13 protein-coding genes are annotated in these 12,683 nt (G+C 53.9%); 2 read left to right on the top strand and 11 right to left on the bottom strand.

Annotated features, from left to right (window positions below):
- Positions 1 to 356 precede the first annotated feature (356 nt).
- The 7 genes from ACTVIM_RS03260 to ACTVIM_RS03230 all read right to left on the bottom strand — a co-directional run bounded on the left by ACTVIM_RS03260 (position 357) and on the right by ACTVIM_RS03230 (position 5,849).
- Complete coding sequence (locus ACTVIM_RS03260; RefSeq protein ID WP_445613619.1) at positions 357 to 881, bottom strand: tryptophan transporter; 525 nt, start codon at positions 879 to 881, stop codon at positions 357 to 359.
- A gap of 94 nt (positions 882 to 975) precedes the next feature.
- Positions 976 to 2,058, bottom strand: a complete 1,083-nt coding sequence (serC, locus tag ACTVIM_RS03255) for a 3-phosphoserine/phosphohydroxythreonine transaminase (RefSeq protein WP_445614294.1) — start codon at positions 2,056 to 2,058, stop codon at positions 976 to 978.
- Between the two features lie 127 nt (positions 2,059 to 2,185).
- Positions 2,186 to 2,371 carry a sporulation YhaL family protein gene (locus tag ACTVIM_RS03250; protein WP_144973019.1) on the bottom strand — a complete coding sequence of 62 codons (186 nt, stop codon included), beginning with the start codon at positions 2,369 to 2,371 and terminating at the stop codon, positions 2,186 to 2,188.
- 106 nt (positions 2,372 to 2,477) lie between these two features.
- The gene (locus tag ACTVIM_RS03245) at positions 2,478 to 2,609 is read right to left on the bottom strand and encodes a phosphohydrolase (protein ID WP_445613618.1); all 132 of its coding nucleotides are present in this window, start codon (positions 2,607 to 2,609) and stop codon (positions 2,478 to 2,480) included.
- Positions 2,610 to 2,626: 17 nt separating this feature from the next.
- The gene (yhaM, locus tag ACTVIM_RS03240; protein WP_033020176.1) at positions 2,627 to 3,604 is read right to left on the bottom strand and encodes a 3'-5' exoribonuclease YhaM; all 978 of its coding nucleotides are present in this window, start codon (positions 3,602 to 3,604) and stop codon (positions 2,627 to 2,629) included.
- Between the two features lie 123 nt (positions 3,605 to 3,727).
- A complete protein-coding gene (locus ACTVIM_RS03235; protein WP_445613617.1) occupies positions 3,728 to 4,957 on the bottom strand; it encodes an ABC transporter permease in 1,230 nt (409 codons plus the stop codon).
- Entirely contained in the window at positions 4,950 to 5,849 is a 900-nt protein-coding gene (locus tag ACTVIM_RS03230; protein WP_445613616.1) for an ABC transporter ATP-binding protein, read from the bottom strand. Before ACTVIM_RS03230 ends, ACTVIM_RS03235 begins: the two co-directional genes overlap by 8 nt.
- Positions 5,850 to 5,993: 144 nt before the next feature.
- Here ACTVIM_RS03230 and ACTVIM_RS03225 point away from each other — a divergent pair, with 144 nt between their 5' ends.
- Positions 5,994 to 6,179, top strand: coding sequence for a YhzD family protein (locus ACTVIM_RS03225; protein ID WP_033018764.1), 186 nt, complete (start codon positions 5,994 to 5,996; stop codon positions 6,177 to 6,179).
- 306 nt (positions 6,180 to 6,485) lie between these two features.
- On the opposite strand, the gene ACTVIM_RS03220 is transcribed toward ACTVIM_RS03225, so the two are convergent.
- The 4 genes from ACTVIM_RS03220 to ACTVIM_RS03205 form a co-directional block, all read right to left on the bottom strand.
- Positions 6,486 to 7,991, bottom strand: coding sequence for a coproporphyrinogen III oxidase (locus ACTVIM_RS03220; protein WP_445614293.1), 1,506 nt, complete (start codon positions 7,989 to 7,991; stop codon positions 6,486 to 6,488).
- Positions 7,992 to 8,544: 553 nt separating this feature from the next.
- A complete protein-coding gene (locus ACTVIM_RS03215) occupies positions 8,545 to 9,405 on the bottom strand; it encodes a Cof-type HAD-IIB family hydrolase (protein WP_144973007.1) in 861 nt (286 codons plus the stop codon).
- Between the two features lie 431 nt (positions 9,406 to 9,836).
- The gene (locus tag ACTVIM_RS03210) at positions 9,837 to 10,196 is read right to left on the bottom strand and encodes a YlbF family regulator (protein ID WP_445613615.1); all 360 of its coding nucleotides are present in this window, start codon (positions 10,194 to 10,196) and stop codon (positions 9,837 to 9,839) included.
- Between the two features lie 141 nt (positions 10,197 to 10,337).
- The gene (locus ACTVIM_RS03205) at positions 10,338 to 11,471 is read right to left on the bottom strand and encodes a DUF445 domain-containing protein (protein ID WP_445613614.1); all 1,134 of its coding nucleotides are present in this window, start codon (positions 11,469 to 11,471) and stop codon (positions 10,338 to 10,340) included.
- A 126-nt stretch (positions 11,472 to 11,597) separates the two neighbouring features.
- Between ACTVIM_RS03205 and ACTVIM_RS03200 the strand changes: the two genes are divergently transcribed.
- Positions 11,598 to 12,677, top strand: a complete 1,080-nt coding sequence (locus tag ACTVIM_RS03200; RefSeq protein WP_445613613.1) for a YheC/YheD family endospore coat-associated protein — start codon at positions 11,598 to 11,600, stop codon at positions 12,675 to 12,677.
- Positions 12,678 to 12,683 lie beyond the last annotated feature (6 nt).

The raw sequence follows: 12,683 nt of genomic DNA, 5'->3' as shown, positions 1-12,683 counted from the left end.
ATCAAGAATTTGCGATCTCCATGTCGCGTCTTGATCACCTAGAAGGCCGGTGATTTCGTGCAAAATACCGCTCGAGTTCCGCCCATTTCTCAATGAGAGAAACCTCGCAGAATCAGCTTTCTTTTCTAAATGAAAACGCCGCGCTGGCGCGGATTTTCATCCCCGGGTGGAGGACAGATCGCGCTGCCCATGGATCTTTTCTGAATGAAAATGCTGCCGATTGGTGTGTGACAGCGGTTTTTCACCAGCCTTCTAAAGCTGGCGCGGTGACAAAAAGAGCGAACAATGCCATGGAAAACAACCTCGCAACTTATATAGCAAAAAACCCGACCAACGATGATCGGGTTTTTTGCCGCTCACACGTGCGCTGTCACGTTCATCCGCCGGAAGATGGCCGCGGCGATCGGATAGACGATGGCCATCGCCGCCGCATTCAACGCCGCGGTCGGCAGCACAACGGCGACAAACAGCGCCGAGAACGCCGTGCCTCCCGGCAACCCGACAAGCAACAGCGCCGCCGTCAAAAACACGGTCCCGGAGATGACGGTGCCGACCGCCGCCAGCACGACGGCCCCGATCACCGTTTGACGATAGTTCCGAAGCACCGCCACCAAGGCGAAGACGACAAAGGCGGTGATGATTTTATCGATGATATTCGGAAGCTGTCCGCCCGGGAACGTCGTTGTCATGGCGGAAATGAAGCCGGTGGCGACGCCGACAAGGCCGACGGCTTTGGCGTTTGGAAACAACAAAATCGCCAAAAACATCATCGCCAGCATCATGTCCGGCTTCATGCCGGCAAACAGCCCGGGAATGACCGCGTGCAGGACAGCCCCGATTCCGACTAACAGCGCCATCGATACTAATGTTCTTACGTTCATGCTCATCTCTCCTCATCTTTCCTCATCTATTCTCCTGCTTGAGAATGTTTCTATCATTATATCACTTTGCTGTGTAAAAGTGAAGAAGAAATTTTCAGGCAAAACGACGGCGGAAGTCGTTCATAAACGAGGCGAGCGCCTCGCACGCCTCGAGCGGCACCGCGTTGTAAATCGACGCCCGACAGCCGCCGACCGACCGATGTCCGCCAAGGCCGATAAACCCGCGCTCCTTCGCTTCGGCGAGAAACGTGTTCGTCAACTCTTCGCTCGGAAGCGTAAACGTGACGTTCATGAGCGAACGGCTTCCTTTTTCTGCATGCGGTTGATAAAAGCCGCCGCTTTCGTCAATGGCGTCATACAGCACGGCCGCTTTTTGCCGGCTGCGCGCTTCCATCGCTGGGACGCCGCCTTGTTCTTCGACCCATTCGAGCACGAGCGACAACATATAAATCGCAAACGTCGGCGGCGTGTTGTAAAGGGAGCGGCTCTTCTGGTGCGTGCGGTAATCGAGCATCGTCGGCAGCCCGTCGGGAATGCGATCGAGCAGATCGCGACGAAGGATGACGACCGTCACGCCGGAAGGGCCGAGATTTTTTTGCGCCCCGGCGTAAATCAAGGCAAATTTGCTGACATCAAACGGCCGGCTCAAAATGTCGCTCGACATATCGGCGATCAAATCAACGGGCACTTCAGGAAATTCCCGCCATTGCGTGCCGAAAATCGTGTTGTTGGACGTAATATGGACATAGGCGGCCTGTTTGGGCCACTTGACTTCATCCAATGAAGGAATGTACGTATAGTTGGCGTCCTTGCTTGAGGCGACGACTGTCGTTGCCCCGATTTTTTGCGCCTCTTTCAGTGCTTTTTCCGACCACGCGCCCGTTAACACGTAACAGCCGATTTGCCCTTCGGCGAGGAAATTCATCGGCACCATCGAAAATTGTAGGCTCGCCCCGCCTTGCAAAAATAGCACATCATAGTCGTCCGGAACGTCAAGAAGACGCTTGAGCCGTTCGCTTGCCGCTTGGTGAACCGCCTCATATTCCTTGCTTCGGTGGCTTAACTCCATCACCGACATGCCGGTGTCTTGGAAGTTGAGCAGCTCTCGCTGAGCCCGTTCAAGCACCGGCAGCGGCAGCGCTGACGGGCCGGCGTTGAAATTGTATGCGCGTTTCATCGTCATCCCCCACTTTGCCTCCTGGTAGTCCATCGATATTATTATCCTAACACGATTCGAAAAAAAAGAAAGAGAATTTTTCGAAAAAAGCGTTTTCAACATCATAAAAAAAGAAAGCCCTTGCCGATCACAAGGACTTGGCCTGCTTCCGCCGCTCCCGCTCTTGGCGGATGCGTTCCATATAAACTTCCCCTTCTTTTTCAATGAACGCTTCGTCCATTTCCCGCTCGCGCGCCGCTGTTTTGACGGTCATATAGCCGCTGAACAGAATGCCGGCCACCACGATATACACCCACCATGGCAGGCTAAGCATCTCCATCCCCCTTTTCGTATGCTTGTCTCACTAAACTATACGCACAAAGGAGCGGTCATATGCATAAAAAGAGGCGGACATGCCGCCTCTTTGGTTGGGACAACGCTTATGCTTCGTTTCGCTTTTTCTTTTTCTGCTTTGCTTTCCTCCATTGCCGTCGCAGCTCTTTCAGCTCTTCTTTCGCTTGCTCGTATTGGGTGACGGGGACGATTTCGATGATCGGTTCGATCAAACTCATCCCTCCTTTGCGTGTCGCTACTTCTCTTTACCCGCTTTTTCCGATGTTGAAACAGCCAAAAACGCCGGCTTGTAAAACGAACGGTTGTCAAGAGCGAAAATGCGCTCGGTAAATTCGCCCGGTTTCACTTTTTCCAGCGCCCGATCGATCATCATCATTTTCGCGTCCAAATTGTCAATATAATGAAGCACTTCCGCTTCTTTGACGAGCGGCGGCTTCGGGCTGCCCCACTCCGCTTTGCCATGGTGGGCCAAGACAAGGTGCTGCAAAATGACGACTTCCTCGCCTTGGATGCCGAGCTGCTCGGCCGCCTTGCTGATTTCGCTAACCATGATCGAAATATGGCCGAGCAAGTTGCCTTCAAGCGTATACGCCGCCGAGACCGGGCCGGACAGCTCGATCACTTTGCCAAGGTCGTGCAAAATTACCCCCGCATACAGCAAATCTTTATTCAGCGATGGATACAGACGGACGAGCGCCGCCGCAAGCTCGAGCATCGACACAACGTGATACGCGAGTCCGGAGATGAATTCGTGATGATTTTTGGTCGCCGCCGGATACTCAAAAAACGGCTTTTCGTATTTCTTCAGCAAATAACGCGTAATGCGCTGAATGTTTGGATTTTCCATCGCAAATATGTATTCCATTACTTTCGCTTTCATTTCCTCGCGGGCAAGCGGGGCGGTCTCTAAAAAATCGTCGACACGCACCGCATCGCCGGGATGAGCCGGGCGGATCGAGCGGATGCGAAGCTGCAGTTTGCCGCGGTAATTATGAATGTCGCCGACCACTTTGACAATACATTCCGGCGCGTACCGCTCCTCATCATCGGGAGACACGTCCCAAAGTTTCGCTTCAATGTCGCCGCTTTTGTCTTGCAACATCAGCGTCAAAAACGGCTTGCCGTTGCTGGCAATTCCTTTTGTCGCTGATTTAATGAGCAAAAACAAGTCGACTTGTTCCCCGACTTCATAGTGAATAATCCCTTTCGCCACGTTCGTTCTCCTCCGTTTCTCTTTACGTATCCTTTAGTATACCATAACGGAGAAACGGCAAAAAAGAAAGCCTTGCCGGCCCGGCAAGGAACGATTCGATGTTTTTATGCCTTCTCCGATCGCTTACTTTTTCGTCAGCTGAATGGCCTGTTTCATATCCTTGAACACGTTCATTCGCCCATACATGAGCACGCCGCCGCGATACACTTTCGCGCCAACCAAAATGAGCAGCACCATCGTCGCTACCAACAAGGCGAAGCTGAGCGCCACCTCCCACGCCGGTACTGAAACGAGGCCGATGCGTAAAAACATGAGCATCGGCGTGAAAAAAGGAATGAACGAGGCGCCGACAACAAACGGCGATTCCGGCATGTTCAGCCCAACCATGGCGATCATAAATGCGGCGACAACCATCAGCATGACCGGGGTAATCGCCGGCTGCACATCTTCAACGCGGCTGACAAGCGAACCGAGCACGGCAAACAGCACCGCATACAAAAGATACCCCAACAGGAAAAAGATGAGTGCGTATCCCCATATGGACAGCGGCGTCTGATCCAGCCCGAGAAAGCGCCACACTTCTTGGCCGTTCGCTTTCAAAGCGGCGAACCCAACGGCGAAAAACACGAAAAACTGCGTCAAGCTAACAAGCGCCACGCCGATAATTTTGCCAAACAGCTGCTGAACCGGGTGAACGCTTGACACTAAAATTTCCATGACACGCGACGATTTTTCCGTTGCGACCTCAGTGGCGATCATGCCTCCGTACATGAGAACAAACATATACATCGCGATCAGCAGAACGTAAACGAGCGAACGCGCCTCGTTCAGCTCCTTTTCACTTTTTGCGTTTTTTTCCAGCGCCACTTTTTGAAACGGAACGGGCTGATATAGAACGGCCAATTGTTCCTTTGTCAGGCCGATTTTGGCGGCGGCAAGCGCCGTTTTCAGCGCGTTTACCCCGCGTTCCAGCTCTTCAGACGTTCGATTGTCGGCGATCGTATTGGCATAATAAAAAGCCTTCGGCAATCCTTTTTCATCCGTGGACAGTACGAGCAATCCGTCCCACTTTCCATCTTTCACTGCCTTTTTCGCTTCATCTTCCAGATTGGTAATTTTCGTTAACGTGATTTCTTTGTTATTCACCTGCTTTTCAAGCGCTTTGTACAGCGATGGTGTACGATCGATGACGGCGACATGGGCCGTTTCATCGCCGGTAAACGCCTCGCTGATCGTCTGCACATTGGCCAACCCGATGATCAACAGGCAAGTCAAAGCGGTGGTCACTAGAAACGCCTTTGCCTTCAGCTTCGTTACGTATGTATGCCCCATGACGAGCCAAAATTTATTCATACGCCGCACCTACCTTTTCGATAAAAATGTCATTCAACGACGGTTCCTCAAGCGCAAACAAACGCACGGCCACCTTCCCCGCTGCATGGGCAAAAATCGCTTGCGCTGTCTCCTCGCTGGCGATTTGCAGCCGCACTCCTTCGGCCGTCCGCTTGCACTGAAGCACGCCCGGGAACCGTTCCAACTCTTCCAACGGCCCTTCCCCATGAATGACAAGATTTTTCTTGCCAAAGGAACGTTTCAATTCGCGCAGCCGGCCGGCCACCACCGCCCGTCCGCGGTGCAAAATGCAAACATGTTCGCACAGCTCTTCGACGTGTTCCATTCGGTGGCTGGAAAACACGATGGTCGCACCGTTTGTTTTCAAATCGAGCACCGCTTCTTTCAACAGCTCGACGTTCACCGGATCGAGCCCACTGAACGGCTCGTCTAAGATGATGAGCTTCGGCCGGTGCAATACCGCGGCAATAAACTGGAGCTTTTGCTGGTTGCCTTTCGACAGTTCCCCGACCCGGCGATCAGCGTAATCGCGAATATGGAACCGCTCGAGCCAACGATCGATTTCAGAAAGCGCCTCCGCCTTTTTCATCCCGCGCAGCTGCCCTAAGTAAACGAGCTGTTCTTTCACCTTCAATTTCGGATAAAGCCCACGCTCTTCAGGCAGATAGCCGATCAAATGGCTTTTGGAGTAATCGATCGGCTCCCCTTGCCAGCGGATCGTGCCTTCTGTCGGAGCAAGGAGGCCCAATATCATGCGGAACGTCGTCGTTTTTCCGGCCCCGTTCGCCCCGAGCAACCCGAACATATTTCCCTCGGGAATCGCCAATGTCAACTGATCGACCGCCGTCGTCTCCCCAAAGCGTTTCGTCACTTCTGTCACTTCTAAACTCATCCACATTCCCCCAAATGAAAACAAATTTTCCACCGTTATATTTGACGTTTGCTGCCGAAAAAAGTTTCAGCAACAAGCAGGATTTTTCACAGCCAAGCGCTAATGAAAAAAGTGAATCATCATTCATTGAAAGGGGAGGAACGGATGCCGACATATACGTTGACCGCTTTTGAACGCGATGGAGAGAAGCTGCTCGATGAGACGTTTGAGGCCGCCAATGATGAAGAGGCGAAAAAAATCGGCGAGCAGAAGCTGCGCGAACGCGGCTGTTGGGAGAAAACCCACCGCTGCGTCAACGCAAGCGGCAAACTGATTTTGTTTCACCGCTAAATGAAGAGGCTGAGCCAAACGGTTGCCTGCTTGCAAGATCGGCACAACCATCGTGCGATCGAAGCAGTCCGTACGGGATAGCCATAAAAGAGGGTGTCCCGATCCTTTTGGGACACCCTCTTTCATCGCTGTATATAGGCACTAACCGCCCCGCCACACTATATGATGGTCTTTCCTGAGGGGAGATCGCCTTTTGGGCCAGCCCCTCTCTCATCGCCATATAGAAGCATCAGCCGCTTCCTGCCAGACGATAGGTTGTATTTTTCTTGAGGAGGAGATCCCCCTTTAGGCCCGCCCCTCTTTCGCTCAGCCAAACAAGGCGGCCATGATGGTCAATTTTTCTTCTGTATATTCCATAACATGTTCGTTGTACACTTTCGGCTCTTTCGGGTTCGCTTGGCGGGTGATTTTTCGCGTTTTCGGATCGACGAATTTGCTGGACGCCCCGCAGCCGAGCCCGATGATCGACTGCTGCTCTTCCATGATCATTATGTTGTAAATGCTCTCGTTTCCCGGCAACGCGTAGCCGACATTTTCGAGGTTGCCGAGAATGTTTTTTTGCCGGTACAAATAATACGGCACATAGCCGTGCTGACGCGTCCACTCTTCGGCCGCTTTCATCATCGCCTGTATTTCTTCGCGACCGGCGACTTTGTACTTTTGTTTGTTTTTCGTCATTTCCGAAGCGCGCTTAAACGACAGCGTATGAACGGTGAGCGACTCCGGCATGAGCCGTTCCGTCTCGGCGAGCGTATGCGTAAACTCCGCCAGCCCTTCACCCGGCAAGCCGATGATCAAATCCATATTGATGTTGTTCATCCCCATTTGCCGCGCCAAGTGAAATTTGTTGATCGTTTCCTCAACAGTATGATGGCGGCCGATCGCTTTTAACGTCTCTTGGATATACGACTGCGGATTGATGCTGATACGGTCGATCCGCCATTTTTTCAAGACGTCCAGCTTTTCTGGCGTAATCGTGTCCGGCCGCCCGGCTTCAACCGTGATTTCGCGGACGCGATCGACATCTGGAAATACGTTGTACATATGGGCGTACAGCCGGTCCATTTCCTCAGCCGTGATGCTTGTTGGCGTCCCGCCGCCGTAATAAATCGTCGTAATCCGGATGCCGCGTTCGCGCAAAAAGCGGCCGACCGCTTCCATTTCGTAATGAAGCCCGGCCAAAAAATCATCAACCGATCCTTGACGGCCGTTGATCGCATACGCCGGGAACGTGCAGTACGCACATTTCGTCGGGCAGAACGGAATGCCGATGTAAATGCTCACTTCATCGGCCAACTCGTACAAGTCCGGCACCACCGTGAGCTGGCGGTCAACGATCGCTTGCATGAGGTCAATTTTTTCTTTTGTTACTAAATAGTCTTCCGCTAGTCTCCGATGCGCCTCTTCTTTCGTCATCCCGGAACGCAGCAGCTGATGAAGCAGCTTCACCGGGCGGACGCCGGTTAAAATGCCCCACGGCTGCACGATGCCCGTATAGTGTTCAAGAAGCGTTATATACACATGGAAAACCGCGTTTTTCACCTGTTTTTCGCGCGCTTTTCCATCGGCTTCGACCGGCGCCTCATGCTCATGCCTAGCCTCCTCGACGCGCCCGGACGTCCTGTCCGCCAGCGTTCCAGAAACGGTGAGGCGGCCGTTCTCGTTCACAGTCAACGAAACGACAACATCCGCTTCCGGCAGCGGCGCAAACGAAAGCGCGGGCGCTTCGAAAAACAGCTCGGTCATCACTTCGAGCGGGCGCTGAAACCGTTCCGGGTTCGGCAGTCCTAGAATGTTGATGCGCACGTTCATCACCTTTTCTGTCAAACTTCTTTCAGTGTAGCGAACCGCCGTTTCGTTCGTCAAGCGGAAGAATGCTCCTTTCCCGCCCGGCTGTTGCCAACGTTTCTGCCTGCGCAACTCGCCAATAAACGCGGCCAGCTAAAAAAGTTCACATGTCGACGTCTTTCTTTCGCCATGTATGAACATCGTTGCGTTACGAAGGATAGTAGGTTTTCAAACCGGCAACTACAACTTTCGGCAAAGAGAAAAAACACGCCCCGAACCGACCGGGGCGCCTTGCTTTGCTTCTTCCTTGTTTTGTTTTTAGAAGGGCGGTGATTTCGTATAAAATCCTTAGATTCGCTCTATTTCTCAGTTAGAGAAGACTAGCGAAACCAACCTTCTTTTTTAGCGAAATGCCGCTGATTTGCTCGTGGCAGCCGTTTTTCACCGGCCTCTTAGAGGGACGGTGATTTAAGGAAATAGGCTGCTGACCAGCCTTCGTTTCTCAAATCGAAAAGCCCTGTGACATCAGGATCGCCTTTCACACGCTCCCCCATTGTTCAAGAGAAACAACCGTTTTTCACCGGCCTTTTAGCTTTTGCAAAAACTCGATCCGCTGCTGTTTGCGGAAATGCTCTTTCACCATGTAAGCGACGCCGAGCTGTTCGTTCGAGCGCGTCACCCAGTCAGCCACCCGCTTGACTTCAAGCGGCGCATTGCCCATCGCCACACCAAGCCCTGCGGCTTCAATGGCCGGCAAATCATCGAGGCCGTCGCCAATCACCACCGTTTCTTTCAACGAAATGCCGAGATGTTGGGTGAGCCGGCGCAGTCCAGCCAGCTTTGACACGCCTTGCGGGACAATTTCCATTTTGCCTTCAGGCTGCATAATCATATCAATGGACGGAATGGCGGATGCAAGCAAGCGGGCTGCTTCCTCTCGCTCCGCATCGTCGGCAAAGTAAACATCGATTTTGGGCACGGCCATCGGTTCATCGATCAACACATCACCGAGCGAATCGACAAACTGGGTCGGATAGAAAAAGGGATCGCTCGAGGAAAGAACGGTCTGCACGACGAGATTCCGCTTCACTTTTTTCCGGTTGCCAAGCGAATACCGTTCGTGCATCAGGCGAATGTTGCAAGGGAAGTTTTCCAAAATCTGCACGATATTAAACGTCCGTTCTTCCGGGATGACGGCGGCAAACAGTCGATGATCGAGCGATTTGCCGATCAGCGCTCCCTGAAACGTGATCAGCATTCCATCGAGCCGCAACGCCTTCGCCACTTTGCGAGCGGAAAGAAAATTTCGGCTCGTCATCAGCGTCACGTAAACCCCTTTTTTTCGCACGTAGTCGACCGCCTCTTTCGTTTCCCGCGACAGGCGGCCGTTATTTTTTAAAATCGTTCCGTCAATGTTCAGCGCCAGCAGCTTATACACGGCTGTCTCCCCCTTTGTTCGTCCCTCTTTTCAGTCAGCCTAAAGCGGCGCCGCCCGTTGTCCGCTGCGGCGGCTTTGCCGTTCTGATCATTTTCATGACTATGATGAACCGGACAAAAAAAGAACACCCTGTAGGGTGTTTTTCAACCGCCATCTTTCTTCGCTTTGACCATATCTGTCTCCGCTTGAATGCCCTGTAGGGTTTTTCAACCGCCCCGCCGTTTTTCTTTTCCCGTCATAGGAGGCTGGTGATCCCATCGTGGATACGGCTTTACACTGTCATTTCTCCATTCGAAAAACGTTGTGGCATCGGTCCTGCGTTTCGCTCATTCTCCCCTTTGCGTGAGGGAAGCAGCCGTTTTTCACCGTTCTCCATAGGCAGCGCGGGAACGAAAACGAGGCGGCCCGATTCGTTTTTCCGTTCCGTCCGCTCAATCGCCTTCCATCATCGAGCGGTGCAATTCTTCGAGCGGTTTCATCGCAATGTGCTGAACTTCGGCAAGCGCCATGCTCATTTGCTGTTCGAGCGCCATCAGCCGGGCGAGCTTGGCGTTTTGTTGGACGAGCGCCATCGCCTTTTGCGCCTGCTCGATTTCATCGGGCAAAATGGCGGCCCCGCGCATTTGTTTTTCATGCAATCGAAGCTGAATGTCGCGGAAATTGGCAAACATCCGATAGGCGGCTTCATCACGGCGGATGTCTTCGTACGCCTGTTTCAGCTCCCGAAACGGTTCACTGTCGCGGATCGCCTGCTCAAGCTGTCGAGCGAGCGCCTGAAGAGATAGTGACATAAGCGAGCGCCTCCTACTTGAAGATCGGTTTCGTTTTAGCGTATGCACGAACCGGCGTTCATATGATTCTAGGGTTACCGACCTCGATCGCGTTGACGCCGTTGATCGTCGCTGTCAACGGGCGGCGATAGACTTGAGCGGTTACAGCCATAAGCCGATGGCTCCTTGAACCGCGCCGATCAGCCCGCCGAGCAAGGCGCCTAGATAGGTGATCATGCTCAGCTCACGGCGGGCAATCGATAAAACGATTTCCTCAAGCCTTCTTAACGAAAAGGACTCCACTTGCTCGCGCACGATGTCCTCAAGCCCGAGCCGCGCCACCATTGCCTCGATTTGGCCGCTGAGCAGGCGAAGCGCTGTTTCCGTCGCTTGCGGAACAAGTTGTTGGAACAGCCGCTGCTCATACGGGGCGATGAGTTCAGCGATCGGACGATGCAGCCAGCCGCTTTCCAAGACGAAACGGCGGGCAACCGTCTGCACCGCCTCATGAACGCGCTGGCGGCCGATCATTTCCTCCACCGCCTCTAGCGGCGTGTCCATCCATTTGTTCCATTCCGCAAAGAGAAGGCGGGCAAGCGCCTCTCTTGTCCCGGCATGCCGCAAAAATTTGCCGAGCTCCACCTGCGCTTTATCAACGAGCTGAACATTGCCAAGCAGCATTTGCAGCACGCCTCCCATCATGCCGCGCTCCTGAAAAAAGCGGCGGATCATGCCGGCGAGCTGCTGCTTTCCTTCCTCGCTCTGCATGTACTCAAGCACCCGGTCGGCCAAATAGTGTGCGAGGCCCTCGAGGCGCGCTTCCATCGTCTCCTTCCATTCCGGCGGCAGCCAATCGCGAATCGGCCGCCGTCTCCGCGCTTCTGCCCACCGTTCATACGCGCGGTCCGCTTGCCCGGCAGCCCACTCGCCGAGCCGCTCGGCAGGCGAAGGAACGCCAAGGCGCTCAAGCCATTGAAGCGGCGTTTCTTGGCGTGAAAGCCATCGTTTCAGCCATGTCCGCCCCTGCTCCGCCACCTCGACCGCGAAAGCAGGAGCGGTCAGTTTGCGCCGCAGCCCTTCCGGCGTCACCAAATGCTCGGCGACCGTCTTCCCTAGTTGTTCGGCGAGTTCGCGTCTTCGCTTTGGAATTAATCCGGGGGTGAACGGCAGCCGTCTTCCTAAGACGTACAGCGGTTCATACGGGCGAAATAACATCACGATGGCGATAAAATTGGTCATTCCGCCAATGAACGCCCCGATGGCGATCATCAGCACCCAGTACGCGAACGAACCCATCGTCTTCCCCTTTCTTCTCCGCCGTTGTCACCAAGCGGCGGCCGGCATCATACGATAGCGATATAAACGTTTGCCTATTTGTTCATTATAGAGCTTGCGTGATGAATGCGCAAATGAGGGACTGCGATGGAGAAACAACCGACGATGGCTGTCTTGACGGAAATCAAAGACAAAAATGAACAAGCCCGCTTTGGTTCCATTCATCGTTTTTGCGAGGAGCTCGAACAGTACGGAAGCGAACGCGGTCTCTTCGTTTACGTCACCTCGCCGTCGCTTTATTTGCAGCGCCTCGGCTATCGGCGAAGCAACGGCGCGTGGAGCAAACAAGACGTTCCTCCCGCCAACGTGATCTACAACCGCCTGCACTCGCGCTCGTCGGAGCATTCTCCGGCGTTTGCCGAACTGCTCACCCGGCTTGCGGAAGAAGGCGGGGTGATGTTCAACCGCCGCTTTCTGCATAAGTGGGAAGTGCATGGCTATATTGAACGACACCGCCATTTGCGCCCGTACTTGCCCAAAACCTCGCTATGGAACGATCCGCGAGAACTCGAAGCGTTTCTTTCCGCCTTCCCAGCGGTCTTTCTCAAACCGATCCACGGCAGCCAAGGACGGGGGATTTTGCGCCTTGAACGCCAAAACGGGGGAATAGGCCTGCGCCGTTCCACGGCGGCGGCCTCGGCAACGATTGACCAGCCGATTGATGTCTTCGTTTCCGCCTTGTGGCAACAAACAACCGCGCCGATGATCATTCAGCAAGGGCTTGAGCTGCGCTCGCTGGACAGCCGCCCGGTCGATTTTCGCTTCCTTTGCCATCGAACCCGCCATAACGCTTGGCGCGTCACTTCCGCCGTCGCCCGCGCGGCATCGCCCGACCAGTTCGTCGCCAACCTCGCCCGCGGCGGAGAACTGCTGTCCGTCAAAGCGGTCTTGCAGGAGTGGTATCCGAAATCTGTAGCCTTTCAACAAAAACAGCTCCTCAAAGAAATCGCCCTTGAGGCGGCGGCAGCGCTGGCGCTAGAAGCCGACGGGATGTACGGGGAGTTGGGCATCGATCTTGCTGTCGATATCCACGACCATCCTTGGATTATTGAAGTGAACAGCAAGCCGTCCAAGCACGTGGAAATGGTTCCCGCCGCGAAGACGATCCGGCCATCAGCTAAGGCGATCGTCAACTACAGTTTGACATTGATAGAAGAAAAGGAGTGAGCCGCT

Source organism: Geobacillus sp. YF-1 (genome assembly GCF_052692335.1).
The sequence above is the reverse complement of the archived record's forward strand: the minus strand, read 5'-3'. Positions and strand labels throughout refer to the sequence as shown.

Excerpts from the sequence above, each read along its gene's own strand:
- ACTVIM_RS03260 (WP_445613619.1), bottom strand. The coding sequence starts at position 881 with ATGAACGTAAGAACATTAGTATCGATGGCGCTGTTAGTCGGAATCGGG.
- serC (WP_445614294.1), bottom strand. The coding sequence starts at position 2,058 with ATGAAACGCGCATACAATTTCAACGCCGGCCCGTCAGCGCTGCCGCTG.
- ACTVIM_RS03250 (WP_144973019.1), bottom strand. The coding sequence starts at position 2,371 with ATGCTTAGCCTGCCATGGTGGGTGTATATCGTGGTGGCCGGCATTCTG.
- ACTVIM_RS03245 (WP_445613618.1), bottom strand. The coding sequence starts at position 2,609 with ATGAGTTTGATCGAACCGATCATCGAAATCGTCCCCGTCACCCAATAC.
- ACTVIM_RS03235 (WP_445613617.1), bottom strand. The coding sequence starts at position 4,957 with ATGAATAAATTTTGGCTCGTCATGGGGCATACATACGTAACGAAGCTG.
- ACTVIM_RS03230 (WP_445613616.1), bottom strand. The coding sequence starts at position 5,849 with ATGAGTTTAGAAGTGACAGAAGTGACGAAACGCTTTGGGGAGACGACG.
- ACTVIM_RS03225 (WP_033018764.1), top strand. The coding sequence starts at position 5,994 with ATGCCGACATATACGTTGACCGCTTTTGAACGCGATGGAGAGAAGCTG.
- ACTVIM_RS03220 (WP_445614293.1), bottom strand. The coding sequence starts at position 7,991 with ATGAACGTGCGCATCAACATTCTAGGACTGCCGAACCCGGAACGGTTT.
- ACTVIM_RS03210 (WP_445613615.1), bottom strand. The coding sequence starts at position 10,196 with ATGTCACTATCTCTTCAGGCGCTCGCTCGACAGCTTGAGCAGGCGATC.
- ACTVIM_RS03205 (WP_445613614.1), bottom strand. The coding sequence starts at position 11,471 with ATGGGTTCGTTCGCGTACTGGGTGCTGATGATCGCCATCGGGGCGTTC.
- ACTVIM_RS03200 (WP_445613613.1), top strand. The coding sequence starts at position 11,598 with ATGGAGAAACAACCGACGATGGCTGTCTTGACGGAAATCAAAGACAAA.